We start from the raw sequence: 26,741 nt of genomic DNA on the forward strand, positions 1-26,741 counted from the left end.
CGTCACATACGATGCGTACTGGCACAGGTAGCGATACGCCGACGAGCACGACTATGATCCTATAGCAGGCGATTGCCGGGAACTCGTCGATACGACGAAATAGCTATCTAGGGGTCGCAGGCGACTGTACACCGATCTCAAGCGGTGCAGGTCGTTACGACGGACCTGTGAATCCGCTCGAGGGGATTACGCGAGGAAGTCCTCGATGTGAGTTGCGACTTCCTCGGGGGTGTCGCCGACGGGCACGCCGGCATCGTTGAGGGCGTTAATTTTGCTTTCTGCCGTCCCTGTGCCGGACCCGGAGACGATCGCACCCGCGTGGCCCATCCGTTTACCCGGCGGTGCGGTGCGACCGGCGATGAAGCCGGCGACGGGCGTGTCGACGTGTTCGTCGATAAATGCGGCGGCCTCCTCTTCGTCTTCGCCGCCGATTTCGCCGCACATGACGATAGCCTCGGTATCGGAGTCGTTCTCGAATAGTTCGAGGGCGTCGACGAAGTCAGTTCCAATGATCGGGTCACCGCCGATGCCGATGGCAGTCGTCTGCCCGATGCCGCGGTTAGTCAGGTTATCGACGACCTGGTAGGTCAGCGTTCCCGAGCGGGAAACGAGTCCGACGTTTCCTGCGGAGAAGATGTTGCCGGGGAGAATTCCGAGTTTGGCCTCGCCGGGGGTGATGAGGCCGGGACAGTTGGGACCGATGAGACGGGTATCGGTCTCGCTCAGGCGCTTGTTCACTCGCGCCATGTCCTGGGTCGGGATTCCTTCCGTGATCGCAACCGCGAGGTCGAGACCGGAATCGAGCGACTCGAATATTGCGTCGCCTGCGAACGCCGGCGGGACGAAGATGACCGACGTATCGGCGTTTTCCTCCTCGACCGCTTCGTGGACCGTATCGTAGACGGGGACGCCGGCGGCTTCTTGCCCGCCCTTACCCGGGACTGCACCGGCTACGACGTTGGTTCCGTATTCCATCATCTGTTCGGCGTGGAATTTCCCCTCCCCGCCGGTGATGCCCTGTACCACGACGCGCGTCTCGTCGTCGACTAGTACGCTCATTGGTCGTTCACCTCCCCAGCGTACTCGACGGCACGCTGAACTGCGTCCTCGAGGGTCTGTTCGACCGTGACGAGGTCCTCGTTGAGAATTTCCATGCCTTCTTCCCAGTTGGTTCCGGCCAGTCGGACGACGACCGGTTTGGGTATCTCGTCGAACTGCTCTAAGGCTTCGTTGATGCCTCGAGCGACCTCGTCACCGCGGGTGATACCGCCGAAAATATTGAAGACGACGCTGTCGACGTTCCCGTCGGAGAACACCATGTCGAGTGCATTTGCGATGCGTGCGGCCTTCGCGCCGCCGCCAACGTCGAGGAAGTTTGCCGGTTGGCCGCCGTAGTGGTCGACCAGGTCGAGCGTCGTCATCACGAGTCCGGCACCGTTGCCGATGATGCCGACGTTCCCGTCCAGTCGGACGTAATCGAAGTCGTACTCGTCGGCTTTCTGTTCAAGTTCGTCGCCGCCGGTGGCCTCCTCTTCCATTTCGGCGAGTTCGGGCTGTCGGAACAACGCATCCTCGTCGATGTTCATGACAGCGTCCGCTGCGATGACCTCGTCGTCGCTCGTGACCATCAGCGGATTGATTTCGGCGTCGGCACCATCCTTGTCGTCCCAGAGCTGATAGAGTGTAGTGAGAACGCTCGAGACGTCGCGCGCGACAGACTGACCGACGCCAGCATCGTAGACCGCTTTGCGAGCCTGATATGGATGCATTCCGAACGACGGGTCGATATGTTCGCGGGCGATCGCTTCGGGATCTTCCTCGGCGACCTCCTCGATGTTGACTCCGCCCTTCGTCGAGACCATCGCGACGGGTCTGCCCTCGCCACGATCCATCGTAATGCCGACGTAGAGTTCGTTCACGAAGTCGACCGCCTCCTCGACGAGAACCCGATCCACGTGGTATCCCTTCAGGTCCATCCCGAGAATTGACTCGGCGGCTTCGCGAGCCTCGTCTTCATCCTCGACGAGTTCGATCCCGCCGGCTTTCCCGCGACCGCCAACCTGTACCTGCGCCTTTACCGCTACCGGATACCCGATTTCCTCCGCTGCGGAGACGACGCCGTCGACGTCGTCCGCGAGCTGGGAATCCGGCGTAGGTACCCCGGCATCGGCGAAGACCTGCTTCGCCTGGTACTCATGTAATTTCATACCATTCGAACGGCCGTTCCGCCGTTGCTTAAATCCTGCCAGTTTCCAATCGCCACGGTAATTCCATTCCCGTGACTCGAGAACGTCTGTCTAGCCGTCGTCGTACCCACCACGTGTTACGGCTATCGTACATATTCAACTGAAATCCGGTCTGAACGTATCATCTAACCCAACCCGTTTCCTGTTGGATCGCGAGAATACTGTTAGTACGGGATAGGGTGTATCTGAGACGAATCCATCGAATCAGTTCGCTCGAGGATTTCGACGACGATCGACGACGTTCCAGCGGTACGAGGACGGCCAGCACAGCATTCAAAGTCCGTCTCCCCCTACCTCTACCACGAGGCACTCCCTGTGACGAACCCGACAACGATTCACCGAACGCAATGGGTTTCGTCGATAGCGGCCGTCCTCCGGTTTCTAGTTCACAGCAACCTCTTCATTTCGCTGGCAACTGTAAGCGTCGTCGTCACCACCGTTTTCCTCGCAGACCTCCCGCTCGAGCCCCTGCCGTTGTTCATCGTCTTCGCAGTCACGATGTTCGTCTATACCGTCAACCGATTCACCGACCTCGAGGAAGACGAGCAGAACGTGCCGCGGCGTGCAGCATTTACGAAACGCTACGGACGGATCTGGCTGGCACTCGGCGTCGGCCTTTACGGAATTGCGATCGGAATCGCAGTCGCGTTCGGTCTGGCGGGTGCCATTTACATGCTGCTTCCGCTGGCAGTAGTCGTGCTGTATTCCGTCGGCGGTGTCAAGCAAATATTTCTCGTAAAGAACCTCGTCGTCGGCCTCGCCTGGGGTGCGATCCCGTTGGGCGTCGGTTACTACTACGAACGGCTTGGTACCCTCGAGATCCAGTTCCTGTTCGTCTACGTGACCGTTATGATCACCATCGCCGCTGTGATCTTCGACGTAAAGGACATCGAGGGTGATCAAGAGGAAGGAATTCCGACTGTTCCAAATCTATTCGGTCCACGGGTGACCCGAATCGTCTCGCTGGTGGCCACCATCGTCGTTGCAGTTGTAGTCGTCGCGCTCGTCGCAAGCGGTGTCATCCCAACCGAATTTCTCGTCGTCCTTGCGATGAACGCCTACGTCTGTGCGTACATTCCCTTCGCATCTCCCGATCTGGGTCCACTGTACTACGGGTTCGTCGTCGACGGCGAACACGTCTTCCTCGCTGTGGTCGTCGCCGCGCTCGAGGCCCTGGTCTGGTGAAGGTAAACGTTAGTTGATACATCAGCGAACGGGTGAACGTGATCAGTATCGTATATCGGTCACTGGATGAGAGTGAACGGTATCGTGTGACATCCTCCCCGCCGTGAACGGCGGGGCTTCCCACACGGCGGGAATGCCGATTAGTCGTTGCCAGAGGGTTTCGAGACTGCTTCACGCAAGGTCGTCTGCGTCATCCCCGCAGAGCCACTACTGTGGGTGCTAGACTCAGCATTTTCATCAACACCACTCCTCACGGAGGTTTGGCTTCCTACACCGTTCGTGTCTTGTTCTTGCGATTGTCTCGTGGCCGTGTCACTACGGCTCCCGTCCTGTGGCGTCGAAGGAAATCGAAGATTTCCTGACCATTGGAAGACTTGGTCTTCCAAGAAGTCATCGCCTGCCTGTTTCCACGGCAGGCTCTCTCCCCACTGGTCTACGCGACGTGCGATATTCGCACTCGCGTTGATATCCGCCTGAAACGTCGATACATGGCACTCAGGGTTTCTTGCACTTGAACTCGGCTTGCCGAGGTCTATACCCGATGTGCTTGCACGAATGGCACGTCTGTGAGGTGTACTGCGGATGAACGTATTGAACCGGAATCCCGGCGTCCTTCGCTTTGTCTTCGATACGGCCCTGCAACCGAGCGAAGGCCCACGAGTGCAGGCGTCGGTTCATGTACTTCCCGTAGTCCAGAGATTCACGGATATACGCCAAGTCCTCCATCACGATGACAGGATTCTCGAACTGTTTGGCATACTCTACAGACTCACGAGACGCCTTCTCGATGATGTCTGTGAGTCGGTACTGGTAGTATGAGAAGCGTTCTTCAACGCGCCACTCCAAAGCGTCTCGCTCTTGGAGGCGCTTGAGCGTTGTGTACATCTCCTTGCGGAGTTGCTTGGCATTCTTCCCGTTGATTAACAGTGGTTTCGTGGGAGTGTCGTGCTGGAGGGCACAGCCCGTGACCAGCATCGACTCACCAATATCGAACCCAACCCGAGTTGGTTCCTCGGGTAGCTCGGTCGTGTCTTCAACCTCGTATTCGACGGTAACGTGGAGTATCCACGTGTTCCGGTGTTTCTGCAAGCGAAGCTCGCCCACTTTGGTACTCGATTCGTCATCGAGCAGGTCGTCCCACAATCTCTCTTGGTCTGGATTCAGTCGGAGTGGAATCCAGAAGTTGGTTCCGCGCCTGGGCTGGGGGACGTTCCAGCAGATTTCGTATTCACGCGAGGAGTCACGGTCGAACTTCCCGGCTCGATTCACGAATCGAAGTGGGTGTTCGTTGTCTAACTCTTTGGCGTTGTACGTGTTGTGGAGTTTCGGGACGTAGGATTTGAGGGCGTCCTTGGCTTGGTACGGCAGGTTGTACGGTGTCACCACGTCGTTCGTGGCGCTCATCGTCGTACAATTTTGCTCGAAGGCATCGTGGAGTGCGTCTCGGTATTCGGACAGCGTTTGCTGGAGGCGTTGCTCTTTGCACCGTGTTGGGGGTGCGAGCGTGGTTTCCAGTGTTTTATTCGCTGTCTTCGTTGTTGACATCGTAGCCTTCGGATTTGAGTGCTGTCCGGAGGAGTTCGGGGTACGCGCGGGAGTGGCGTATTCCGTGGTCGCGGGCGTATTCTTTGACGGCTTCGTGGAGTGGCCCGCCTCGCTCCATATCGAAGTCGGCTCTCATCCACCTAAGCGTAAGTTATTACGTAAGTTAAAGCTAACGGTTAGCATTCGGGCCGTGTATCAGGACGTGGTTAGTGTGAGAATTGTCGGATTCCCTCCCGCCGTAAACGGCGGGATTCCCTCCTTGTAGGAAGATGGGTATGGACGGGGAACGCTCGGTATCGAAAATCGACACCGCGTTAGTGACACCATTCGAATCGCCATCGGGGGAGCGACCGAGTACGCCACGAAAGATGTGGACAATTCGCCCTGTGACCACCATCCGGAACGAACCGACGGTCCAGTTCGCGGTCGATGCCGGTGAATCGCGACCGTATCCGGAATCCCTCACGCACCCCGTCGCGTCCGCTGCCGAAGTGCAGGTCGACGACCGGGAGCCAAAACGGTGGTCGTTGACTCCACGGACGATTGGCGACGTCACGGAGCGGGGAACAGACAGCTGGGTCGAATCACCCCGCTGACGAGGCCGACTACCTGAGTACGGTACTCGAGCGGGCGGGTACAGTAACCGAATGGTCGCGATAACCCGGCGTCCGGACACCACGACGGATCGAGTCTGCAGTATCGGTATCCACACGGGGACACTCGTTCTGGTGAGCACCGTATTGTTCGCCAATGAGCGACGCAGACGCTATCGCTGCCGACCGTTCGCCGTCCGCCAATACGGACTGCGATCAGTCCCGATCGGTTTCACTCCAGTCGCAGTCCTGGCACTTCCGGCCGGTGACGAGTTCGGTGACTGACGGCATGTACGTCACTGTGAGAACGTTGCCGCCACATTCCGGACACGACTCATCGGCTTCCGCGATAGTATCGACTTCCATCACCGAGTCACCTTCGACCAGCTCGGCGAGTTTTTTGGCCGTAACCATTCGCCCCTGAACGACGCGATTCTCGCTCACACGCGACATAACGGGTACTACATCCTAAGCGTTTCCTGAATCAGTCGTCCGTGTGATTGACCGATTCGGTCCACGTCACATGAACCGCTCCGAACTGTCGTGCTCGAGTCATCCCTCTACGCAATCGGGTACTGGACGAAAACGTGGCCGGTGGTGGGTTCACCACCCCTATCCCTCGGCCGTCAGAGGCACGGTATGCGGTTACCGTTTCACCACCTACCGCATCAAGATTCGTGCCTCGAAAGGACATTAGTGTATCCCGCACAAATTGTGCATACCCTGCACACGGTGTAATACGGATGTGTTCACTGTCGGCTGCGTCTACTACGGCGTCAATTAGTCGTCGGTGACGGGCGCCGATCGGCTTGCTAGCGTTTCGAACCGATCGACCGCCCATTCTCTGACCACCGGATCGCTCGACTCGAGGAGCGCTGTTGGCAGGCCACTATCGTCGTGAACACCGATCTGAACGGAGTCGTCTATAATTCCCAGAAAGAACGGAATCTGCGTATCCACGACGGAGACCGAAACGGTGTCGTAGTCTGCGATCGTCTCGAACTCGTCCGCTACCAGCGACTCCGATTGCAACGTTTCTGCGACCGATTCGGTGACGACCAGTTCGAACGTCGCCCCCGCATCGATGGGCGCTTGCGATACTTCGAGCGGTTTGGCGCCCGTCGCTGGCAACGCTAACCTGGCGTGTTCCATCTCAGCCAGGCTCGCCGCATGGTGGTCGACCGGACCGTACGGGTTCGCAGTCGTGGCTTCGACGACCGTTGCGTCGGCCAGACGCTCGAGATCGAACTCGAGTTCGTTCGACGGGATTCGCTCGATCACCGGCCGGAGGCCGATGGCCGTATCGACCTGTTCTAATGCGTTTTGCACTCCCGCTGCGGTGAGGGCCCCAGCCGTCGTGATCTCGTAATAGCGATCACGCTCACGTATCAGACCGCGATCGACCAGTCCCTGCAGGTTTCGTAGCAGGGTCGTTCGCACGACGTCGACCTCGTCTTTCAATGATTCTCGTGAAACGGGACTCGTCTCGTACAGCGTCTCGAGAACGCGAATCCGACACGGCGACCGCGCGACGAACTCGAGCAACTCGATCGCATCCCCCTTCCGATCGCTCATCACAACTGATAATTCTGACCGAATGTACTTTATCTCACTGGCTATTGACGGTTCGCGATGTTCCACAGTATGGCCAGTCGGAAGCAGGGATCACAGCCAGTAGATTTCAGTGTCTCCAGACGATTCATGGTCAGATAGTCGGGACGGCATGTGTCTGCGCGCACAACCGTATAGACTGTTGCTCCCAAACGACCGGATATGGAGACGCGCTGGGCGACCGTCGACGGCGTCACCCTTGAGCTACCGGCCGACTGTACCGTCTGCGAACTTCGGGATGCACTGTACAAACCCGATGATTCGGTACTGATTGCGGTAACGGGGGATCTCGTCTCCGTCGTCCACGACGAAGATGAACCGCTCTCCGAACTGGTCGCCGGCTGTGCACAGACGTACTATTTCAGGCGGCCGAACGAACCGGAACGAAACGACGTTCTCGCTGCGCCGGAACTAGAGGCGGCACTAAACGGTCCGGACGACGGGCGGTCGACCGCTGAGACTACCTTCCAGCGCCCCGGGATCGACCACTAACTGGACCGGAACGAGAAGGGTCTGATTTCCGTTGCAGTGACACCAACGCGAAAGCCCAGGACTCTATCACAATTTCGGACGGTCTGATCCGACCTCATAGAGACAGGAGAGCCGACTCGGCCGTCTCGAGATCGATACAAAAGCATCTCTTCGTGGTCGACTCGTTTCGAACCGGAACCGAGCAGCGTCGGGACGGTCGGTTTTCGTTCCGTTCAGTCTATGGTCACGACCGGCTGGTCGCTATCGGGAAATTCGATAGCAATTCGATGATCAGCGTACGTAAACTCGACGTGTCCCGTCCGGAGTCCGCCCGACTCGGTGTTCGAAAAGATCGCGGTGAGCGCGTCGGGATCAACTGCTTCGAACAATGGCGGCAATTCCGTCGGATCGGCCCCCTTGAGTGCTGCTACCCCGGTGACGATTCGCTCGTACACGTCGTTGGCGTCGGCTGCGAGGGACTGTTCCATTAGCAGGTAACGCTACACAGTTCCATTAATAGTTTACGGAATATGCGGGGCTGATAAAAATTACCATTGGAACTTTTTTGTGCTTATCTCTGTCCGATACGCGATTGTCGAATTTCACTCCGTATTTGGCTACCAGTATTGATGGTTCGATTATTTCAGCCGATCTGTACGGACTAAAACTGCCGCCCGTGTCTAACCGAGATCGTAAGTAGTGGCCTCCAACGGTCACTACTTCATCAGGGATCAGCACCAACTGATATACTGCATGTCGGAACCACTCGGCGTCTGCGCCCTTGCCGAAGGGTTCGTTTCATCATCGGCAACTACCTCTTACTCGCTGGCCGCCTCGGTATCGTTGCTCTATTCGCGGCCTCTGTCGTCGGTATCGTTGCTCTATTCGCGGCCTCCGTCGTCGGTAGGGAAATACCCGCTCACACCAACGTCGATTCTCGCGAGGCTCGGGGCTGCTTCCGATTCATCCCGAAGAAACGTCCCGTACGCGAAGTTTGCGATGTACAGCGACGTCGACGTCGGTTCAGTAGTCCCGAAGTGTACGTCAGCGGGGAAATCTAGCGGCGCGCCGCTCACGACCGTCTCGATCTGCTGGTCGTCCCTGAGGCGGACGACTTCGTTTCGTGCGTTCACGGCGAGGTACGGCGTCCCCTCCTCGTCGATCGTCATGCCGTCTGCGCCGACCAGCCTTTCATCCTGGACGATCTGTTCGACTCGTCCCGCGCTCCCATCGTCGGCGATCGGGACTCGCATGACTGATCCCGCGTTGAGGTTGTCCACGTATACGTCGCCATCTGGATGGATCGCCAGTCCATCTGCCCCGACTGGCGTCTGCGCCCCCATATTCGGCTCGAGCAGGGGATCCGAGACCCACGGCTCGGCTTCACCGTCGATCGACACCCGCCAGATCGCGCCAGCGAGGTGATCGGAAACGAGGAGCGCATCAGACGTCGACGGATCGGGTATAATTCCGTTGGGCATCGACTCTCCGGCCGGCAGGGAGACGACCCGCTGGGGTTCACCGCTTTCGTCGATCTCGACGCGCCAGATCCCGTGCGTTTCGGGCTGGCCCGATGCGTTTACTGCGTACAGGACACCATCGAGAATCGTTATCCCCAGAAGAAGACCCTGCTCTCCGGTGTCTATCGTTGCAACCGACGACTGACTCCCGTCGGACTTAACCGCCTGGATCTCGCCCGACGGTCCCATGCTCAGATAGACCGTTCCCTCGTCGTCGATAGCGAGGTTTTCGGGCAATGATGGCGGATCGAAGTCGGCCACAACAACGAGGTTCGTCGCCGTTTCCCCGTTCTGTGAACCTAAACCGCCAGTCGGGATTCCCGCCAACGCTCCCGCTGTGGCAACAGCACTCAGAAACGAGCGTCGGTGTGGGCGTTTGCGAGTGGCGGCGGTAGAATCGGGACTGGTAATCGTCTCAGTCGGATCACTAGTTGTCATGGGTCCGGCGACGGACGGCGCTATCCGAAATCGGGTAAATGACCGTCATCGTTTCCCGAAAAACCGAGCAGTTACCGTCAGTTGAGTACGAAACGACGTCTTGTCATTCCTTCACAAAACATTACTTGGCTATCCTTCAGAAGCCATTCTCGACGGGAATAGTAGACGGAGATCGAAGGGGCAACGACTGCCGCTTTATTACGTTGGCCGCAGTACTCACCACAATGGACGTCCGGACGTTTCCAGTTCTGACCGACGAGGACCACCCCCTCGTGGCGCGTCTCTCGGTCGGAGTCGGCGAGAACACGGCCCGAGTTCTGGCGTATCTGCTGTGCCGGCGAGCGGACCCCGACCTCGCTGATCCGGCGACGCGAACTGCCATCCATATCGGCGCTGGCGTGAGCAAGAACGCAGCAGCCGATGCGCTCGACGATCTGGTCGCAGCGGATCTGATCGACGAAACGACGGCGGAAACGGCAGCGCCCGGTCGGCCGCCAAAGGCATGGTATGCAGCCGAGTCCGAATCGAAGACGATTCGGCGGACGTACGTACGCCACGCCAACAGATTGATCGAACAGGGCCGCCACACTGTAACGGCTCTCGAGTCGGTGTCGTCTGAATCAGGAGACCCTTGTGAGGCAGATTCAGGCGCGGCGCCGAACCCCGTCGACGAATGGGGCGACGCCAACGGTTCCGATTCGACCGCTACTGGCGTCCGCTCGGCACCCGAGCGTGCGTCTATCGCCCTCAACTGGCAGTCGAACCCCCTCCACCTCCCACTATTTGCCGCAGGAGATGGCTCCGCGAGCGACGTTTCGTTCACGTTCGACGAATACGACGGCTCCCGAGAAGCGGCGAGCGCCGTCGCATCAGCGTCGTGCGACGTCGGCGTCGCCGGTGCAGCGACGATCTTGCGAGAACGTACTCGGGGCCAGCCTATCGTCCCGATCGCGGTCTATTTCCAGCGCTCGATGGTCGTTCTGTATACGACACAAGCAGCCTTTGGCGGCCCGTTCGAACGAACCGACCAACTCGAGGGACGTCGAATCGGGATCTCTTCAGGGACGGAAACGGGACTGCTCGGGCGTCTCTTCCTCGAGCAGGCTGGCGTTCGGGACGCGGTCGAACTCGTTGACATCGACGGTGAAGAACAGGCAGCGCTCCGGTCCGGATCGGTAGACGCCGTGACGGGAATGGTACCCGATCCGGATCGACTCGAGACCGCGGAACGAACCGTCGATGCCGTCACTGTGTCGGATGCATACCCCGCATACGGGCCGGCGCTGATCGCGACCGAACGCACGTTACGTCACCGGAAACCCCTTCTCGAGTCCGTCCTCGTCGCAGCGATGGCAGGCTGGGCGGACGCGGTTTACGCGACGGAAACGGCGGCGAAAGCCTTCGCGAGCGAAATAGATCAGCCGTCGGAGCATATCGCTCGGACCTTCGACCGCGCGACCGACCGATTCGGATCCAATGACGCGGTTCGGCGCTCCGGATGGGGGTGGCATTCGCCGGATGAGTGGCGCAATCTCAAGGACGCCCTCGCGCAGGGAGGAATCCTCAAAACCGGAGGAACGTAATGGTCGAGAGAACCAAATGCTCGGAACGAACCGATTCAGACCGGCGTCAGCCGTATCACCGGTCCCCGCCATTGATCACCTGACGGTCAGGTCGTCACCGCCGTCCGGTTCCGTAAACTCGAGTTCGATCTCGAGTTCCCGTTCCCGTTGCTCCGAAAACTCGATCTCTACTTCGACGGGGTCGCTATAGTCGAACGGAAGTTCCCACTCCGACGTGGAGACCGTAAACGACGACCCCGCCTCGAGTTGGTCGGCGAGGTCGTGCAAGAACGTCGCCGTCTCCTCGCTGGAGAGGTATACTTCCTGTTCGAAAAATCCACTCGTGATCGTTCGTCGGTCGCTCGTCCGGTCGTCTGGAAGATCGACGCGGTCGTCCATGTGCAACATTGTCACGAGGACGCGCATAAAACTGCGTTCAAGACGTCCGATACGTTCACAGCGATCGTCTGTGACGCACGATTCGTTCCTGACATTCGTGCACCGGATCTGACTCGAGTACCGTGAAAATCGACGAAACGCTTCTTGAGACGGACCACGAACGAATCGCATGACCCTCATCGACGTTCTGGGGAACGGGACGCGACTGGCCATTCTCAGGGAACTTTCGCGGGAGCCGATGTACGTCTCTGAACTCGCGGATACGATCGGAATGGACGGTAAAACTGCCGTTCACCACCTCTCGACGCTCGAGGACGCCGACCTGATATCTTACTACCACCAGGGGAACAGAAAATACTACCAACTCGACCGACGTATCGAGTTGCGAATTGCACCGCCTCCCGAGCGGACGTTCGTTCTTCAGGCAGATACACCTGATCGGGCAGATACTCCCGATACTGAAGACTGAGAAACGCGGTCGAGAGAGAAAACGCAGCTCGCCTTCGGGAGAAGCCGGGTCCATATAGCGTTTTTCACCGGATTCCGCGTAGAATCTCTCTACAGAATCCGCTTGTGATCCGTCACCGGATTCGGTCGGGGGTTTTCGGTGGCGTTCGTGTTGGGTTTCAAAACGATGCGTGTAGAGATTTCCAATGAAAATCCCTCCCCGACCTGATAGCTATATGTCAGTGGTTATCATACGACCGCTACATGTCTGACTCCTTCAGTGAGGGTACCCTCGCGACCCGGCCTTCACGGTTCGGAGCCTGGCCGTCGCTGCTCGTCTCTGAAGCGAAACTGTTTCGAACGATCGGTTCGGCCGGTGTCGAAATCGGCCACGGTCTCGAGTTGGCGGGGCTTTCGCCTCGCCGCACCGCTCGACGTGTCTTGCTCTTCTTTCTGGTACTCACGTCACTCGTCGCAGTCCCGATTGCGCCGGCGCTCGCTCAAAGTATCGACGATACTGACGAGGGTGCAAGCGACGTCGACCAAGAGTCGAACGAGGAAGGTGGTCTCGAGGGTGCGGTCGAACGTATCGTCGAGGGCCACGGCATTCTGGGCGGAGTGATCGTTCTGGTCATCGGCGGGGCCGTCCTGACAGTTTGTGTCGAAAAATTAATTAGTTATCTTACTCGCGCAGCGCTGGGGCTAAAGCTATCGCTGTTTGCACTCGCGATAGTTTTCACGGGATTCGAGTTCGACGATACGATCCTCGCCCTCGTGCTCTCTGCTGGTAATCTGGAGACCGCTGCCCTCGGAACAGCACTCGGAACGGGGCTGGCGATCGTCGGGGCGACGCTCGCACTCGCGGCGATCGTCAGACCATTTCCAGTCGACATTCCCTCCGATTACGTCGTCCTTTTTGCGCTGGCACCGGTGCTGTTGCTACCGTTCGTCCTCGCGGGAACGCTGACGTTCGTCCACGGTCTCTTGCTTCTCGGTGCATTCGTACTGATATTCGGTTACATCATCCGTCGTGAATTCCAGCGGGAGACGCCGGTGTTCAGAAATACCGAACTCGGCGAAGAGATACGGGCCGACGGTGGCGCGACACTTCCGGCGCCAATTTCGCAGATCGCCGAAGATCGGTTCGTCGCCGACCGGCCTGCTGCCGGAGTACTGTGGCTTCTGCTCGCTTTCCTCTCGCTAGTCGGCATCGTCTTCGCCTCGATGTTTCTCGAGGCGGGGTCGGAGGTCGTAATCGACGGATTGGGACTCGAGGAAACGGTGTTCGGTGCGACGGTACTGACGGTGATCCTCACGTTCGAAGACGTCATGCTGACGATCGAACCGGTCCGACGAGGGGTTCCCGAAATCGGCGTCGGGAACGTAATCGGAAGCGTCCTCTTTTCGGTGACCGGAAACGTCGGCGTCATCATGCTTTTCAGCGACCTGGAGATTTCGCAATCCGTGCTCAGGTTTCACCTTCCGTCAGTCATCCTCGTTACGATTCTGGCCGCGTACTTCCTCTACCAAGGCGAAGTAAGGCGGTGGCACGGCTATCTGCTCGGTGCCTGTTACGTCTCTTACTGGCTGATCGCTCTCGTGGTCTTCGGCGGTGTGCCCATCGGTGGGTAACCCGACCCGCCGTGACCTGCGACACCGACCGATAGCTAAGTGCGTTGCAGGGGTACGGTAACGGACATGGTCACCCCGAGTTCGCCGGTGATCCTCGCCGGCGTCTTCCTCTTCGGCGTGGTGCTCGTCGTCTGGTGCGTCGAGGTCTTCATCGAGGCCGTCGCTCAGAGCGCCATCTCGCTCGGGATCTCCGGATTCTTTCTCGCTGTCGTTCTGGCCGGCATCGACCTCGAGAACGCGGTGCTCGGCGTGACTGCTGCCGTTGCCGACCTCCCGGGGCTCGCGGTTGGTACGGTATTCGGTGAATCGCTGTTCGTCCTTACCGTCGCCGTCGGACTCGCAGGAATCGTCGTTCCGTTTCGAATGGATGTACCACGGGCGTACCTGCTTTTGCTCGTCGTCACGCCAGTTCCAGCGTTCGTGCTGTCACTCAGCGGCAGGCTCGATTTCCTCGATGGTGCCGTACTCGTCGGGCTATTCGTCCCCCTACTGGCGTACATTTTCTGGCACGAAAGGCGGTCCGAAACGACGTATTTGCTCCCCGAGGAGGTTCAGGAAGCGATCCAACTGGAGAACCGACCGGGGACTGAGGCTGCGGACGGCGGCGAAACGGGACGGCAACCACTGGAGAGCGACCTGGACATCGATTTCGATTTCGACGAACTAGTGCCGTCGCTGGAGGACCGATCCGGGCGGTTCTCCCTTGGCGTTGCTTTACTCGCCGTAATTGGGATGACTATCGGCTCCGGACTGACGGTCTACAGCGCCGAAGGCATCTTCGTCGCGCTCGGTATCTCCGGGCTCGCATTTGGCGCGACGGTGCTGAGTTTTATCGCGTCGCTCGAGGAACTCGCGCTAACGCTCGAACCAGTCCGTCAAGGCCACCCGGAACTCGCGGTCGGGAACGTCGTCGGCAGCACCGTGTTTTACACGACGGCCAACCTCGGACTCGTCGCCTTGCTCCATCCCGTCGCAACCGGCGGTGACGTCCTGACGGTCCACTGGCCGTTTCTCGCCGGCAGTTTACTTCTCGTGTCGGCGACGCTCGCTCGAGGCCGCGTGACGCGTCTCAGTGGAATCGCCCTGATCGGCTGGTACGTCGGCTACTGGATCATCAATTACCTGTGAGTTCCGATCGGCATCTCGATCCGATCGATTCATGGCGGGCTTATGATAGTATCGTCGCGATACCCGGCCCGAGGAGAACGCCACCGAGTACCGTTCCATATGCAAGAAACGCTAGCAGACTTTCGGGGAAAGCGAAAGCCAATACCACCATCCAGAAAACGTAGGCGAAACCGCCACCGATAGCGAGATCAGAGAGACGAATACGACTTGCTATCGTTATCCCAAAACCGAGTATCCCACTTAGGATCAGGACCAGGAATATAATCTGGCCGCGTAACGATTCGGGAACGAGCGAAACCAGTGCCACACAACGTTGTCCAGCGGCCAGATCACATCCCCAGCGACGGAAAGTACTACTGCGCTTGTACTGATTCGTTTTGCCCTCCCTTCCATAGTTAATACATAGTCTTGTTTTTATACTAATACACGCGTTAAGAGGTTCTCGAGTCGCCATTCTCTTAGAGCCGAAAAACGATCCGGAACTGGCCGAATTCGCGGGGATTCGGGTCGGTTTCTGAAATGATCGAGGAAACGGGGTCGGTCGGAAAACAGACATTAGGGACCGATAAAATAGCATTGTGGTATCGGAATGTGGAAAAGTCGATCTTGAGCGGGGAACGATCGAGCCTGTTTATTGTTCATTCTCGACACTCCGTTACCCGGTACGCAGGGTAACCCGGACTGACGTCCGGCGCGGCGTACTGAGAGACTATGACACGAAACGACGACGACAAATCGGCGTTTTCGAGGCGAACGGTCCTCCGCTCGTCGGCGGCGCTCTCCGTCGCAGGCCTCGCACTGCCGGTGGCGGCACAGGATGAGGCTATAACTGGCGAAATCAGGCTCGGCGGTCGGACGAGCGGCTGGGTTGGTATATCGCCGGATTCGATCGCTGACGAACGAAATCCGACGCTCACGCTAGTTCAGGGCCAACAGTATACGCTCACGTGGGAAAACCTCGATGGGACGGGGCACAACTTCAACATCGAGAGCGAAGCGGACGAACAGTTCGTCTCGACGGAAATCATTTCGACTGCGGGCGAAACGCAGACCGTCGAGTTCACCGCCGAAGAAGGGATGGCGGAATATTACTGCGCTCCTCATCCCAACTCGATGCGCGGCCAGGTCGAACTCGTAGACGAGGCCGGAGACGGCGGCGAGGAGGCCCAGATGCCCGATCAACTGATCGGTGACGGCCCGACTGTCGGTATCGAGACGGTTGCGGAAGGATTGAGCGCGCCGACGAGTCTTACCGTCGCCGACGAGGATGCCGATCGGCGATTCATAACCGATCAGACTGGGCAAATCTACGTCCACGGTCCTGACGGGCTCCAGGAGGAACCGTTCCTCGATATTTCGGATCAGCTCGTCGAGTTCATGGAGTTCGACGAACGCGGTCTACTCGGCCTCGCGTTCCACCCCGACTTCGCCGAGAACGGCCGGTTCTACGTCCGGTACAGCTCGCCGTCGCGGGAGGGAACGCCAGAAGACTACGATCACACGTTCGTCCTCTCGGAGTTCCAGACATCCGGCGACGACAACGAAACAGCCGATCCCGACTCCGAGCGGACGATCCTCGAAATTCCGGAGCCTCAGTTCAACCACAACTCGGGTGCGCTCGCCTTCGGTCCCGACGGGTATCTCTACGTCGCCACCGGTGACGGCGGCGGGGCGAACGACGTCGGCCTCGGGCACGTCGAGGACTGGTACGACGAGAACGACGGCGGCAACGGCCAGGACACCGCTGAGAATCTCCTCGGCGGAATCCTCCGAATCGACGTCGACCAGGAGGGTGAGGAGACGCCGTACGCGATCCCGGACGATAACCCGCTCGTCGACACGGAGGGCCAGCGCAGCGAATACTTCGCCTGGGGCTTTCGAAACCCCTGGGGAATGTCCTTTACCGACGACGGTCAACTTCTCGCCGCAGACGTGGGACAGAACCTCTTCGAGAGCGTCAACTACGTCCAGAACGGCGGCAACTACAGCTGGAACGTCAAAGAAGGTGCACACTGCTTTAGTACGGAGACGCCTCAGGAGCCTCCTCAGGACTGCCCGCGGAGTACACCCGACGACGTTCGAGGTGGTGAACCACTACTCGATCCGGTCATTGAGTACCCACACGAGGTCGGAATCCTCCGGTCCGATACCGGCAACGGCGGTGGCAACGAGACTGAAGGTGGCAACGAAACGGTAGGCGACAACGAGGGGGAAATCAGTAACGAGACTGCAGACGGAAACGGCGCCACTGACGGCGGCCTCGGCGTTAGCGGCGGCCAAATCGGCGTCTCCGTTACCGGCGGCTACCTCTACGAAGGTAGCGAGATCAGCGAACTCGAGGGAACGTACGTCTTCGGCGACTGGAGCATCGACGGCGAGAGTCCGGGGACGGTCTTTCTCGCCCGACCGACCGAGGGATGGCAGGAAGCCGACGGTGGCGAGGACCTGGAGGACATGTTCCTCGACCCGCCGACGGAAGACGAGGGCAACGAAACCGATGGCGGAAACGAAACTGACGGGGAGACCGGTGGAGACGGCGCCGGAGATACGACCCAGGATGGGTTGTGGCCCATCGAACAGATCCAGCTACAGGGCGAGGCCGCCGAAAACGGTCGACCAAACAGATTCGTCTACGCGTTCGGTGAGGGTGCCGACGGCGAAATCTACGTCCTCACCACTAGCACGTCGACGGTAGAAGGTGAGGGAGCCGTTCACCGCCTCGTCCCTGCCGAAGGCGGCGACGGCGAAGAAATGGGAGACGGCGATGAAGTAGCTGCTGACGACGATGCGGGTGACGAGACCGAAACTGCCGCCGATAACGAGACGACAATCGGCAACGAAACGGAAACCGAAAACGAAACGACGACTACCAACGAAACGAACGGGGTGTAATCACCACTCTCGCCCTCGGCCCTCGAGACGCTTCCTTCCGTCGGGACGTACAGGAGGCAGCGCCTTCCGTCGGGACGTACAGGAGGCAGCGCCTTCCGTCGGGACGTACAGGAGGCAGCGCCTTCCGTCGGGACGTACAGGAGGCCGCGAACGTAAGGTGACGGCTGGTGGCGAATTCGAGGGGCTCGACGGCCGATCCGGGTCGAAAAAAGTACCGACGGCGGTTCGACGGCGTTACTCCTCGAGCGAGTAGACGGCGATCGTATTGCCTTCTTCCTCGACCTGGTTACCGCCCCCGCCCTGTATCGCGACGTATTGCTTCCCTTCGTTCGGGTCGTACCAGCTCACCGGCGCGCCGTCGACTCCGTGATTGCCGACAACGTTCGTGGACAGGCGCTCGCCCGTTTCGGTGTCGAAGGCGTGGAGATACCCGCCGGGGCCGCCGGCGAACGTCACGCCCGTCGCGGTCGTCAGCGACCCACCCCACGGCGGACCGACTTTCCAGCTGAACCAGCTCTGCCATTTCACGTCACCGGTGAGCGGATCGATACCGGCGATTACTCCGGCGTTCTCGTTCCACGCGGGAACTTCCTCGTTCTGGAACTGTTGGGTTTCGTCCTCTTCTTCGTCGTTGTCACCTTCGTCCTCGCGTTCTCGCTCTTCGTGGAGGTCGCCTCCGTCATCGCCCTCTGTTTCGTTGTCGACTGCAGTTTCGTTCCCGATGGGTTCCGTTTCGTTGCCGATTGCCGTCTCGTTGCCGGTATCGGTAACGTTGCCGTCTTCCTCACCTGGTGCCGCGCCACCCTCTCGCTGACCGGCTTCTTCCGCTTTTTCCGCGTCGGCCGGCTCCTCTTCGGTCGTCTCGTCACCCTCTCGCTGCTCTCCTTCCTCGGCCATGACCGGCTCCGTCTTTCGGACGGTGTCCATCCCGATGTAGGTCTGTCCGGCCTCGTACTCGACTTCGAACCAGGAGAACTTGATCGGATAGTTGGTTCCCTTGACGACCAGCGTCTGCGTCTCGGGGTCGTACGCGCTCGGCTGGGGATTCGTGCCGCCGATGAGGTCCGGCATGATCCAGGGGGCGCTCTCGAGGTCGTCGTACGGCGGCAGGTTGAACGTGTTCAGATGCTGGACGAACTCGTCGCTGCGCTGGTGGAGCTGTCCGGTCTCCATGTCGACCGTGTATACCCAGCCTGTTTTTCCGGGCCAGGTTGCGAATTTTCGCGTCTCGCCGTCGACGTCCGCCTCGAAGACGATCGGGGGACTCGGGGAATCGTAGTCCCACCAGTCGTGGGGCGAGTCCTGGTGATGCCACTGGTATTCGCCGTCGGACGTGTTGACTGCGACCTTTCCACACGAATATGGATTGTATCCCGGTCTGACGGTGCCGTACCAGGGCCCCGGATTCGCCGACGGAATGACGACCGTCCCCTCGTCGGGTTCGACCGCGCCGGACGCCCAGGCGGTCGCGCCGCCGTGCTGCCAGGATTCGCCCACCCACTCGTGTTCCGGCGTCATGTTGACGCGCCACTGCGGCTGGCCGCCATCGAGCGAGATACCGTCGAAGAATCCGCTGACGCCGAATTCGCCGCCGAAGCTGCCCTTCATCAGCATACCGTCGTAGATCAGTGGAGGAAACGAAGACGTGGTTCCGCGCGAGCGCTCCCACTGGAGTTCTTCGTGCATGAGGTCGTCGGCGACTTCGCCGCGATAGGCCGCCGCGCCGTTGTAGTACCACCGCTCTTCGCCGGTGTACCGGTCTATCGCGATGACTCCCAGGTCCAGCGTACTTTTATAAACAGTATCGCCGAGGATGGCCGGGCCACGTTCGGCTGGCGGTGTCGCGTCGGATGCGCCGACGACCGGTCGGTAGAAGTGTCGCCACAGGATTTCCCCGGACCGTGCGTTGATCGCGTACAGCAGATCCGGCCCAACGGTCGTATACATGATCGGTGGATCGCCGTCCACGATGACTGGCGATCCCTGGAAGTCGTTCGGATGGTCCGCGACCTCGAGTCGATACTCGTTTTCCAGTTGATCGACGTTCTCGGGTGTGATGACGTCGGCCGTCGAGTGGCGCTGTGCCTCGTACGAACCGCCCGCGAGAAGCCAGTTAGTCGGCTCTTCACCCGTCTGTCGAAGGTCCTCTTCGGTAACGTCTACTTCCGGTATCTGATCGGTGTCTCCCTGTTCGACGATTGATTCACCCGGTTTTTCGTTCCACGGTGCGTCTTCCGGTAGTTCGACGAGATGAGATTCGTATGTCATTCGTGTTCACCCTGGTTAGTTGGTTACCTGGTTTCTCGGCGCCCGCTTGTCGTCCGTGATCCGGATGACATCGCCGATCAGGAACTCCTGGGCGATGATCATCAACGCGGTGCTGGCGGTCGTCAATGTCGTGAGGTGATCGTCCGCGATGTCGCCGTCCGCGAGGTCGCGCGCGGCCGACCCCATCAGGTAGTAACCGCCGAGCATCGATTTGACGTCCCAGAGCCCCTGGTCTATCATCTCGCCCGTGATCAGCGGTTCGCGCTGCCACAGGAAGTGGTCGAGGCCATCGATCCACAGTAACGAACCTTCCGCAGCCCGTTGGTGGAGCGGCGCGACGTACTCGTGAACGACACCGTCATCGACGGCGTTCGCCGGCGGATAGTCGCCCGTCTTCATCCACCAGGAAAGTTGTTCACGTGCGTTTACGATGTTCATCACCAGCGCCGTCTGCTCCTGCTCGGAGAACCCGACTTCCGATAGCGTCGCCGGGAGCGCATCGATGTGGAGCAGTTGCCGCGTCGTCTCCTCGATGTGCTCCGGCGTGAACCCCGGCAAGTTCTCCTCTGCACTCGCGAAGAACCCTACCTCAGCGAGGTGGTCGTTGATCGCCCACGCTGCCGTCGTCAGTTCTTGATAGGCCGACGCGTCCTGTTCAGGAACCCCCATCGCCTCGAGTTCGGCCAACAGTCCGAAGCTACCCTCAAGGCCGGCCAGTTGCTCGCTCAGCAGCGTCGCGTCGAGCGTTCCTGTCAGGTCGTTTTGCACCGCCTCTCCCATCTCGGCGAGACCCTCTGCGGTTCCGCTCGAGACCTCCGATCGGAGATCCTGTAACGTCGCACCGGCGACGGCACCGCCGGCGACGACGCCGAGCGCTTTCAGGAATTCGCGACGGTCCTCGTCGCTTACGTCCCCGTAGCTGTATCGTTCTTCTGGATTGGTACCGTATACCATGGCACTCTCTGAGGGACGTGGTCCCACTCATTAAGATGCTTCCACCGTTTTCGATTTGAAATATATTTCTTCAGACGACTCGAACCGCTGGATTTGCGTGGAATGTATGCAGAACAAGGTATGTTACCACAACACGTACTTAGAACGAATTCGGTCGGATAATCGGGAATTTCCCTTGCCGATGGTAATTTTTATCGGCGTCAGGATGCTGCTCGATACGGTATTACTCTGTTAGAAGAAATTTCCGCGCGCTTCATCATGGAAAGTCACCTTCGTGATTCGAATCGTTCCGTTGGTGGGCTCTACCACCGACTGTCATCTCGTTCCGTCAAAACGTACTCTGGCTGTGAGACTCATGTTAAGCACTGATGAAGGATGTGACGTTATATACTCATCTAGTGAGATAATCTACCGAAAGTATCTCACACTCTGTACATCTACCTGCTCATTCCTGATCAGACCGTCATAGCCTGCAACTAGCAGTTCAACCTGCACGTCGGCAGAATCAGGATTCTCTTTGACAATTCTGTCGAGCGCTTCCGGATCAACGTGCTCGTAAAGTGTGAAGCCGAGATCAGCAGGGGCGTCTACGGGATCGACGTTTTCGACCGCGCAGACCGCCTGAATAATGGCGGTACTGACCGGGGTTTCGTCGTCGTACGTATGTTCAAACGTTGGATGGGAACTGCTATCGCTATCTGATGACATGGTGGTCTCACCAGAACGTGCTAGTCGACTTCGATTGTTGAATCTATGTCCCAGGTATGTAAGAGACGTGTTCGAGAAGGTCATCGCAGTTGAGCTATAGCTGATGATCCGACTGCCGAGCACACCAGGCACCGACCGAAACCGTTCTCTGTACGGGTCCACTTTCACTCCGGTAGCACACATCTTTTAGCCTCCCCGTTAGTAAGGGAAGACGATGACGTCGTTCCAGTCGACACTCGGTGACGAGCCGGGGATCGCCGAGGAGCTGGCCGAGAGCCAGCAGGCTATCTCCATCGCCGAGTTCTTCGAGAAGAACAAGCACATGCTCGGCTTCGACAGCGGCGCTCGAGGCCTCGTCACGGCCGTCAAGGAGGCCGTCGACAACGCCTTGGACGCCGCGGAGGAAGCGGGCATTCTTCCGGACATCTACGTCGAGATTCAGGAAGCGGGTGACTACTATCGCCTGATCGTCGAAGACAACGGTCCGGGGCTGACGAAAGAATCGCTTCCGAAAGTCTTCGGGAAACTACTCTACGGATCTCGCTTTCACGCACGCGAACAATCTCGCGGCCAGCAGGGTATCGGCATCTCCGCAGCCGTCCTCTATTCACAGCTGACGAGCGGCAAACCCGCGAAGATCACCAGTCGAACCCAGGGCTCTAGCGAGGCGGAATACTTCGAGCTCATCATCGATACCGACGATAACGAACCCGAAATAAGCGTCGAGGAGACGACCACCTGGGATCGGCCCCACGGCACGCGCATCGAACTCGAGATGGAAGCCAATATGCGTGCCCGCCAGCAGCTTCACGACTATATCAAGCACACGGCGGTCGTCAACCCCCACGCCCGTCTCGAGCTTCGTGAGCCCACGGAACACTTCAAGTTCGAACGAGCGACCGACCAGCTACCCGAAGAGACCGAGGAAATTCGCCCGCATCCTCACGGGGTCGAACTCGGCACCGTGATGAAAATGCTGACCGCGACGGATTCCCAGACAGTCTCGGGGTTCTTGCAGGGAGAGTTCACCCGCGTCGGGAAGAAGACCACTGACTCGATCATCGACGCGTTCCGCGACCGCCACTACGGCCGCGAGATGCGCTGGCGGTCCCCCGAATCCCACGAATCGGCGGACGTGGCTGTCGCGGTTGAGAGTGCGACGGCGAACAAGGGTCCGGAACCGACCAGAGCTTTCGCCGAAGCCGTCGCCGACCGCGTCGGCGACCGAGACCGAATCGCGTACCACGAACTGTTCGAAGTCGTCGAGTCTGCTGCGGACGGCGTCGAAGACGAGTACGAGGCGACGTTTGGCGACACCGTTCGAGAAAATGCCGTCGAGGCGGCCTGGCTCGAACTTATCGACGCAGCTGAAACGGACGACGAGGCGGCGCAATCTCCGGCCGACAATGGGGACGAAGCCGACGACTCACGACTCGTCGCCGACCTGTACGACCTCGCGGACGACGCGACGAGCACCCGCAAGGACGACGGGATCATCCACGCCTTTGCAGACCGGCTGGCGGCCAAGTTCGAGGACGAACGCGAGGCCGAAAACGTTCGCCACCGACTCACACATTCGCAACTCCGAGAATACGTTGACCGCGCGGCGGACCTCACCGAGGAATACGACGACGTCTCGTTCGGGGAGACGGCCCGGGAAAACGTCGTCGAGGCCATCTGGGACGTAATGGGGACCGTCCCGGACGATCCACCCCTCGTACGAGAACTGAACGACGACCGCGACGCCACCAGTAACCTCGTCGACGCGATGCGCGCAACCGATATCATGGCGCCGCCGACGCGGTGTCTCTCGCCGATCACCGAGGAACTCATCACCGCCGGACTCGAAAAGGAGTTCGACGCCGACTTCTTCGCGTCCGCGACTCGCGACGCCGGGGTCTCCGGCGGCGACCCGTTCGTCGTCGAAGCCGGAATCGCCTACGGCGGCGACCTCGAGGCCGAGGGCAAGGGCGAGGTGCTTCGCTTTGCAAACCGGGTCCCGCTGGTCTATCAACGTGGCGCCTGTGCGACGACCGACGTGGTCAAGACCATCGGCTGGCGCAACTACGGGCTCGACCAGCCCGGCGGCTCCGGTCTCCCGAACGGACCGGTGGTGATCATGGTTCACGTCGCCTCGACGAACGTTCCGTTCACGAGCGAATCGAAAGACGCCATCGCGAACGTTCCGGAGATAGAAGACGAGATCGAACTCGCGGTTCGCGAAGCCTCTCGTGAACTCAAGAGCTACCTCAACAAGCGCCGGTCGATGCAACAGCGGCGAAAGAAACAGAACGTCCTCGGGAAAATCCTTCCCGAGATGGCCGAGAAGGTCGCAGAGGTCACGGATCGCGACGAACCCGACATCGACGATGCGATCGCACGCATCATGAACAACGTCCTCGTCGAGCGTCAAATCGAGGAAAACGGCGACGGGTCAGCCGTCTCCCTCGTCATCGAGAACAACTCGAGTACGACCGAGTCCGTTGAAGTGACCGACATCGTCTCGGCCGAACCGACGAACCTCTCGGACGGCGCGACTGTCGTCGAGATGGACGGCGAATGGTTCGTCAAGTGGGAAGCCGACGTGGGAAGCGGCGACGACGCCACGCTCGAGTACGAGGTACCGGACGACGCGACGTTCGATCTGGACATCAAAGGCATCGAAAGCGAGAAACTCACGGTGTCATCATGAGCATCCGATTGTTTCCTCATACCGAGCGAACTGAACGTGCGGTGAGAAACCAATGAGCACAGACGATACTCAGCAGGCCCGAGAGCAGTTGATCGACCTCGCAGCGCAGTTCTACGACCAGTTTGAACTGGGCGAAATACCACACATGTCCGTGCCGACGCGGACGAAAAACAACATCGAGTACGACGAAGACAAACACGTCTGGGTCTACGGCGACCGGGAGTCCACCCGATCGGCCAACTCCGTCCGCGGGGCGCGAAAGCTCCTGAAGGCAGTCTACACGATCGAATTCCTCTCGGACCAACTCGAGGAGGACCGCTCGTCGACCCTCCGTGAACTCTACTACCTGTCGGAGAGCTGGGACAACGACGAAGCGCAGTTCTCGGATCAAGACGAATCGAACGGCCTCATCGAGGACCTGGAGATCGTTTCGGGGGTCACTCGCGAAGACTTCCACATGCGCCCGGAAGAGTCTGGCGCGACGATCATGGGGCCGCTGCACCTCCGCGAGCAAACCCGTCGCGGCGAGCGCGAGATCCACTGCCAGGAGGACGTCGGCGAAGGCGGCTACCAGATTCCGAACAATCCGGATACGATCGACTTTCTCGACTCCGATGCCGACTTTATACTCGCGGTCGAGACCGGCGGGATGCGCGACCGACTGGTCGAAAACGGATTCGATGACGAGTACAACGCGTTAATCGTCCACCTCAAGGGCCAGCCCGCGAGGGCGACCAGACGGATTACCAAGCGCCTGCACGACGAACTCGACCTGCCGGTGACCGTCTTTACCGACGGTGATCCGTGGTCGTACCGCATCTACGGCTCCGTCGCCTACGGCTCGATCAAGTCCGCCCATCTCTCGGAGTACCTCGCCACACCCGAGGCGCAGTTCGTCGGCATCCAGCCCGCCGACATCGTCGAGTACGAACTGCCGACCGACCCGCTCTCCGATTCGGACGTGAACGCTCTGGAGAGTGAACTGGAAGACCCGCGATTCCAGACCGACTACTGGGAGGAACAGATCGAACTCCAGCTCGACCTCGAGAAGAAGTCCGAACAACAGTCGCTGGCGTCTCACGGCCTGGACTTCGTGACGGATACGTATCTCCCCGAACGGCTCAGCGATATGGGCGTTCTGTAGCGATACGACGGGCGAGCAAGGCGGCGTAGCAGTTCGAAGGGGTTGTCATTCCGGCAAGGACGGAGAACACGACACGTCGCTCGGCTACCGGTCATTCTCGGCCGGTTCCCCGGGTCACTGACCGAATCGATCGGCCGCTCTATTTGGTTCGGCGCCCTGTGTCTGCAGGTACAACCTGTTCCTGTCTGCATCGACTTTCTTCGCCGTGATGAGACATGGCTGACGAAACAGATGACAAACGGCCGATGCACAGCGAGCCGGACGAACAAGCCATCGAGGAACCGACGACCTCCGGTGCGCAGGAAGCGAGCGAAACCGCGTGGATGATGAAAGAAGGGGTCACGATCGGCCTCATCTCGATCATGGCCGTCCTCGTACTCGCGCTGGGGCTCATGCAGGGGACCGGACTCGTCGACTTCCTCGCGCCGTTTGCGGACACGGGTCTCGGCCAGTGGGCGGCCTTCGCTGTCCTGGTCCTCATCGTTGTCGCGGCGTTCGTCTGGTCGCGTCGCGGCGTGTGATCGACTGCTTCAAACCGCAAATCGACAGATTAGCACGGTGTGTTCCTCGGGGCAACTCACGTTTCGTCTCTATCAAGGACGACCGGAACCCCGCTGGTCGCCACGTCGACGACGAACGACTCCGCGTCGGTTTCGATCGCTTCGAACGTATCGTAGTGAACCGGGAGAACGAGATCCGGCTCGAGCCGCGCTGCCAGCGCCGCAGCCTCGTGGCGATCCATCGTAAACGTCCCGCCAATCGGCGGGAAGAGGATATCGACGGGTACGTCGGCGTGAACCGGGAGGACGTCGGTATCGCCGGGCCAGAATGCCGTGGTACCGTCGAGGGTGACGCCGAACCCGCACCCCTGTCCCTCGGGATGGTAGGGGATGCCGTTTTCGTCGGTGTGCGGGCCATCGGAGTCGTTGTACGCCGGCGTCGTAAACAGGTCGAGCGGCCCGAGAACGAACGACTCGTCAGTGCTAACTCGCTCCACGTCGAATGGCAGCTCTTCCGGCCTCTCATCGACTCGATCGATTTCATTCGCGTCAGTTGAATCGTGGACGACGAGCAGCGCATCCTCGTTCGCCACCCGTCGAATCGACTCGGGATCGTAGTGATGATCGTGGCTAACGAGAATCAGATCGCCGTCTCGAGCCTCGTAACCGCTCAGCACGTCGTACGCCTCCGGACCGGGGTCGACGTAGACGACCGCGCCCGTCTGTCCCTCGAGCCGAATCGTCGCGAGGCCGAACCAGTCGATCGTCAGGGCGTCGAACGTGACGGTCATACGAGACACTCCTCC

Annotated in this window: 23 protein-coding genes and 1 pseudogene; 11 read left to right on the forward strand and 13 right to left on the reverse strand. The window is 59.5% G+C overall.

The genetic code is table 11. The features are described 5' to 3' along the window. Window positions 1–186: 186 nt before the first annotated feature. Together sucD and sucC are read right to left on the reverse strand one after the other, a co-directional pair. The gene (gene sucD, locus HYG82_RS24305) at window positions 187–1,059 is read right to left on the reverse strand and encodes a succinate--CoA ligase subunit alpha (protein ID WP_179259705.1); all 873 of its coding nucleotides are present in this window, start codon (window positions 1,057–1,059) and stop codon (window positions 187–189) included. Beyond that, window positions 1,056–2,207, reverse strand: coding sequence for an ADP-forming succinate--CoA ligase subunit beta (gene sucC, locus HYG82_RS24310; RefSeq protein WP_179259706.1), 1,152 nt, complete (start codon window positions 2,205–2,207; stop codon window positions 1,056–1,058). Before sucC ends, sucD begins: the two co-directional genes overlap by 4 nt. A gap of 354 nt (window positions 2,208–2,561) precedes the next feature. Between sucC and HYG82_RS24315 the strand changes: the two genes are divergently transcribed. Further along, complete coding sequence (locus HYG82_RS24315) at window positions 2,562–3,431, forward strand: UbiA family prenyltransferase (protein WP_179259707.1); 870 nt, start codon at window positions 2,562–2,564, stop codon at window positions 3,429–3,431. Between the two features lie 140 nt (window positions 3,432–3,571). Here HYG82_RS24315 and HYG82_RS24320 read toward each other — a convergent pair. Together HYG82_RS24320 and HYG82_RS24325 are read right to left on the reverse strand one after the other, a co-directional pair. Then, window positions 3,572–4,976, reverse strand: a pseudogene (locus HYG82_RS24320) (RNA-guided endonuclease TnpB family protein). Continuing rightward, window positions 4,951–5,112, reverse strand: a complete 162-nt coding sequence (locus tag HYG82_RS24325) for a hypothetical protein (protein ID WP_179259708.1) — start codon at window positions 5,110–5,112, stop codon at window positions 4,951–4,953. Before HYG82_RS24325 ends, HYG82_RS24320 begins: the two are co-directional and overlap by 26 nt. 250 nt (window positions 5,113–5,362) lie before the next feature. Here HYG82_RS24325 and HYG82_RS24330 point away from each other — a divergent pair, with 250 nt between their 5' ends. Beyond that, window positions 5,363–5,572, forward strand: a complete 210-nt coding sequence (locus HYG82_RS24330; RefSeq protein WP_179259709.1) for a hypothetical protein — start codon at window positions 5,363–5,365, stop codon at window positions 5,570–5,572. A 213-nt stretch (window positions 5,573–5,785) separates the two neighbouring features. Here the strand turns inward: HYG82_RS24330 and HYG82_RS24335 are convergent, their stop codons facing one another. Beyond that, window positions 5,786–6,013 carry a DUF5795 family protein gene (locus HYG82_RS24335; protein ID WP_179259710.1) on the reverse strand — a complete coding sequence of 76 codons (228 nt, stop codon included), beginning with the start codon at window positions 6,011–6,013 and terminating at the stop codon, window positions 5,786–5,788. A gap of 336 nt (window positions 6,014–6,349) precedes the next feature. Next, complete coding sequence (locus HYG82_RS24340; protein ID WP_179259711.1) at window positions 6,350–7,144, reverse strand: helix-turn-helix transcriptional regulator; 795 nt, start codon at window positions 7,142–7,144, stop codon at window positions 6,350–6,352. 198 nt (window positions 7,145–7,342) lie between these two features. Here HYG82_RS24340 and HYG82_RS24345 point away from each other — a divergent pair, with 198 nt between their 5' ends. Then, window positions 7,343–7,672 (forward strand): hypothetical protein, encoded by a 330-nt coding sequence (locus tag HYG82_RS24345; RefSeq protein ID WP_179259712.1) that lies wholly within the window; start codon window positions 7,343–7,345, stop codon window positions 7,670–7,672. 212 nt (window positions 7,673–7,884) lie between these two features. Here HYG82_RS24345 and HYG82_RS24350 read toward each other — a convergent pair whose 3' ends face one another. Both HYG82_RS24350 and HYG82_RS24355 read right to left on the reverse strand, forming a co-directional pair. After that, the gene (locus tag HYG82_RS24350) at window positions 7,885–8,139 is read right to left on the reverse strand and encodes a HalOD1 output domain-containing protein (RefSeq protein ID WP_179259713.1); all 255 of its coding nucleotides are present in this window, start codon (window positions 8,137–8,139) and stop codon (window positions 7,885–7,887) included. Window positions 8,140–8,532: 393 nt separating this feature from the next. Next, window positions 8,533–9,609 carry an SMP-30/gluconolactonase/LRE family protein gene (locus HYG82_RS24355; RefSeq protein WP_179259714.1) on the reverse strand — a complete coding sequence of 359 codons (1,077 nt, stop codon included), beginning with the start codon at window positions 9,607–9,609 and terminating at the stop codon, window positions 8,533–8,535. Between the two features lie 224 nt (window positions 9,610–9,833). On the opposite strand from HYG82_RS24355, the gene HYG82_RS24360 reads away from it, so the two are divergent. Then, the gene (locus tag HYG82_RS24360) at window positions 9,834–11,192 is read left to right on the forward strand and encodes an ABC transporter substrate-binding protein (protein WP_179259715.1); all 1,359 of its coding nucleotides are present in this window, start codon (window positions 9,834–9,836) and stop codon (window positions 11,190–11,192) included. Between the two features lie 75 nt (window positions 11,193–11,267). On the opposite strand, the gene HYG82_RS24365 is transcribed toward HYG82_RS24360, so the two are convergent. Next, complete coding sequence (locus HYG82_RS24365; protein WP_179259716.1) at window positions 11,268–11,570, reverse strand: amphi-Trp domain-containing protein; 303 nt, start codon at window positions 11,568–11,570, stop codon at window positions 11,268–11,270. Window positions 11,571–11,739: 169 nt separating this feature from the next. Here HYG82_RS24365 and HYG82_RS24370 point away from each other — a divergent pair, with 169 nt between their 5' ends. The 4 genes from HYG82_RS24370 (at window position 11,740) to HYG82_RS24385 (ending at window position 17,669) form a co-directional block, all read left to right on the forward strand. After that, window positions 11,740–12,039 (forward strand): ArsR/SmtB family transcription factor, encoded by a 300-nt coding sequence (locus HYG82_RS24370; protein ID WP_179259717.1) that lies wholly within the window; start codon window positions 11,740–11,742, stop codon window positions 12,037–12,039. A 485-nt stretch (window positions 12,040–12,524) separates the two neighbouring features. Beyond that, window positions 12,525–13,649 carry a sodium:calcium antiporter gene (locus tag HYG82_RS24375; RefSeq protein WP_425495417.1) on the forward strand — a complete coding sequence of 375 codons (1,125 nt, stop codon included), beginning with the start codon at window positions 12,525–12,527 and terminating at the stop codon, window positions 13,647–13,649. A gap of 66 nt (window positions 13,650–13,715) precedes the next feature. Next, window positions 13,716–14,777 (forward strand): sodium:calcium antiporter, encoded by a 1,062-nt coding sequence (locus HYG82_RS24380; RefSeq protein ID WP_179259719.1) that lies wholly within the window; start codon window positions 13,716–13,718, stop codon window positions 14,775–14,777. A gap of 711 nt (window positions 14,778–15,488) precedes the next feature. Further along, complete coding sequence (locus HYG82_RS24385) at window positions 15,489–17,669, forward strand: PQQ-dependent sugar dehydrogenase (RefSeq protein WP_179259720.1); 2,181 nt, start codon at window positions 15,489–15,491, stop codon at window positions 17,667–17,669. Window positions 17,670–17,903: 234 nt separating this feature from the next. On the opposite strand, the gene HYG82_RS24390 is transcribed toward HYG82_RS24385, so the two are convergent. The 3 genes from HYG82_RS24390 to HYG82_RS24400 all read right to left on the reverse strand — a co-directional run bounded on the left by HYG82_RS24390 (window position 17,904) and on the right by HYG82_RS24400 (window position 21,599). Beyond that, a complete protein-coding gene (locus HYG82_RS24390) occupies window positions 17,904–19,937 on the reverse strand; it encodes an outer membrane protein assembly factor BamB family protein (RefSeq protein WP_179259721.1) in 2,034 nt (677 codons plus the stop codon). A 15-nt stretch (window positions 19,938–19,952) separates the two neighbouring features. Next, window positions 19,953–20,891 carry a twin-arginine translocation signal domain-containing protein gene (locus tag HYG82_RS24395; RefSeq protein ID WP_179259722.1) on the reverse strand — a complete coding sequence of 313 codons (939 nt, stop codon included), beginning with the start codon at window positions 20,889–20,891 and terminating at the stop codon, window positions 19,953–19,955. A 408-nt stretch (window positions 20,892–21,299) separates the two neighbouring features. Then, the gene (locus HYG82_RS24400) at window positions 21,300–21,599 is read right to left on the reverse strand and encodes a HalOD1 output domain-containing protein (RefSeq protein WP_179259723.1); all 300 of its coding nucleotides are present in this window, start codon (window positions 21,597–21,599) and stop codon (window positions 21,300–21,302) included. 214 nt (window positions 21,600–21,813) lie between these two features. Here HYG82_RS24400 and HYG82_RS24405 point away from each other — a divergent pair, with 214 nt between their 5' ends. The 3 genes from HYG82_RS24405 (at window position 21,814) to HYG82_RS24415 (ending at window position 25,956) form a co-directional block, all read left to right on the forward strand. Further along, window positions 21,814–24,291: a DNA topoisomerase VI subunit B gene (locus HYG82_RS24405; protein WP_179259724.1), complete on the forward strand. Its 2,478-nt coding sequence runs from the start codon at window positions 21,814–21,816 to the stop codon at window positions 24,289–24,291. 52 nt (window positions 24,292–24,343) lie between these two features. Next, the gene (locus HYG82_RS24410; protein ID WP_179259725.1) at window positions 24,344–25,435 is read left to right on the forward strand and encodes a DNA topoisomerase IV subunit A; all 1,092 of its coding nucleotides are present in this window, start codon (window positions 24,344–24,346) and stop codon (window positions 25,433–25,435) included. A 215-nt stretch (window positions 25,436–25,650) separates the two neighbouring features. Beyond that, complete coding sequence (locus HYG82_RS24415; protein WP_179259726.1) at window positions 25,651–25,956, forward strand: hypothetical protein; 306 nt, start codon at window positions 25,651–25,653, stop codon at window positions 25,954–25,956. A 56-nt stretch (window positions 25,957–26,012) separates the two neighbouring features. Here the strand turns inward: HYG82_RS24415 and HYG82_RS24420 are convergent, their stop codons facing one another. Next, the gene (locus HYG82_RS24420) at window positions 26,013–26,726 is read right to left on the reverse strand and encodes an MBL fold metallo-hydrolase (RefSeq protein ID WP_179259727.1); all 714 of its coding nucleotides are present in this window, start codon (window positions 26,724–26,726) and stop codon (window positions 26,013–26,015) included. Between the last annotated feature and the right edge of the window lie 15 nt (window positions 26,727–26,741).

Origin of the sequence: Natrinema halophilum, from assembly GCF_013402815.2 — an archaeon.
Taxonomy (GTDB): domain Archaea; phylum Halobacteriota; class Halobacteria; order Halobacteriales; family Natrialbaceae; genus Natrinema; species Natrinema halophilum.

Coding starts and splice junctions, on each gene's coding strand:
- HYG82_RS24410 (WP_179259725.1), top strand. CDS start 24,344: ATGAGCACAGACGATACTCAGCAGGCCCGAGAGCAGTTGATCGACCTC.
- HYG82_RS24350 (WP_179259713.1), bottom strand. CDS start 8,139: ATGGAACAGTCCCTCGCAGCCGACGCCAACGACGTGTACGAGCGAATC.
- sucC (WP_179259706.1), bottom strand. CDS start 2,207: ATGAAATTACATGAGTACCAGGCGAAGCAGGTCTTCGCCGATGCCGGG.
- HYG82_RS24360 (WP_179259715.1), top strand. CDS start 9,834: ATGGACGTCCGGACGTTTCCAGTTCTGACCGACGAGGACCACCCCCTC.
- sucD (WP_179259705.1), bottom strand. CDS start 1,059: ATGAGCGTACTAGTCGACGACGAGACGCGCGTCGTGGTACAGGGCATC.
- HYG82_RS24405 (WP_179259724.1), top strand. CDS start 21,814: ATGACGTCGTTCCAGTCGACACTCGGTGACGAGCCGGGGATCGCCGAG.
- HYG82_RS24380 (WP_179259719.1), top strand. CDS start 13,716: ATGGTCACCCCGAGTTCGCCGGTGATCCTCGCCGGCGTCTTCCTCTTC.
- HYG82_RS24390 (WP_179259721.1), bottom strand. CDS start 19,937: ATGACATACGAATCTCATCTCGTCGAACTACCGGAAGACGCACCGTGG.
- HYG82_RS24370 (WP_179259717.1), top strand. CDS start 11,740: ATGACCCTCATCGACGTTCTGGGGAACGGGACGCGACTGGCCATTCTC.
- HYG82_RS24400 (WP_179259723.1), bottom strand. CDS start 21,599: ATGTCATCAGATAGCGATAGCAGTTCCCATCCAACGTTTGAACATACG.
- HYG82_RS24395 (WP_179259722.1), bottom strand. CDS start 20,891: ATGGTATACGGTACCAATCCAGAAGAACGATACAGCTACGGGGACGTA.
- HYG82_RS24420 (WP_179259727.1), bottom strand. CDS start 26,726: ATGACCGTCACGTTCGACGCCCTGACGATCGACTGGTTCGGCCTCGCG.
- HYG82_RS24415 (WP_179259726.1), top strand. CDS start 25,651: ATGGCTGACGAAACAGATGACAAACGGCCGATGCACAGCGAGCCGGAC.
- HYG82_RS24325 (WP_179259708.1), bottom strand. CDS start 5,112: ATGAGAGCCGACTTCGATATGGAGCGAGGCGGGCCACTCCACGAAGCC.
- HYG82_RS24340 (WP_179259711.1), bottom strand. CDS start 7,144: ATGAGCGATCGGAAGGGGGATGCGATCGAGTTGCTCGAGTTCGTCGCG.
- HYG82_RS24385 (WP_179259720.1), top strand. CDS start 15,489: ATGACACGAAACGACGACGACAAATCGGCGTTTTCGAGGCGAACGGTC.
- HYG82_RS24355 (WP_179259714.1), bottom strand. CDS start 9,609: ATGACAACTAGTGATCCGACTGAGACGATTACCAGTCCCGATTCTACC.
- HYG82_RS24345 (WP_179259712.1), top strand. CDS start 7,343: ATGGAGACGCGCTGGGCGACCGTCGACGGCGTCACCCTTGAGCTACCG.
- HYG82_RS24365 (WP_179259716.1), bottom strand. CDS start 11,570: ATGGACGACCGCGTCGATCTTCCAGACGACCGGACGAGCGACCGACGA.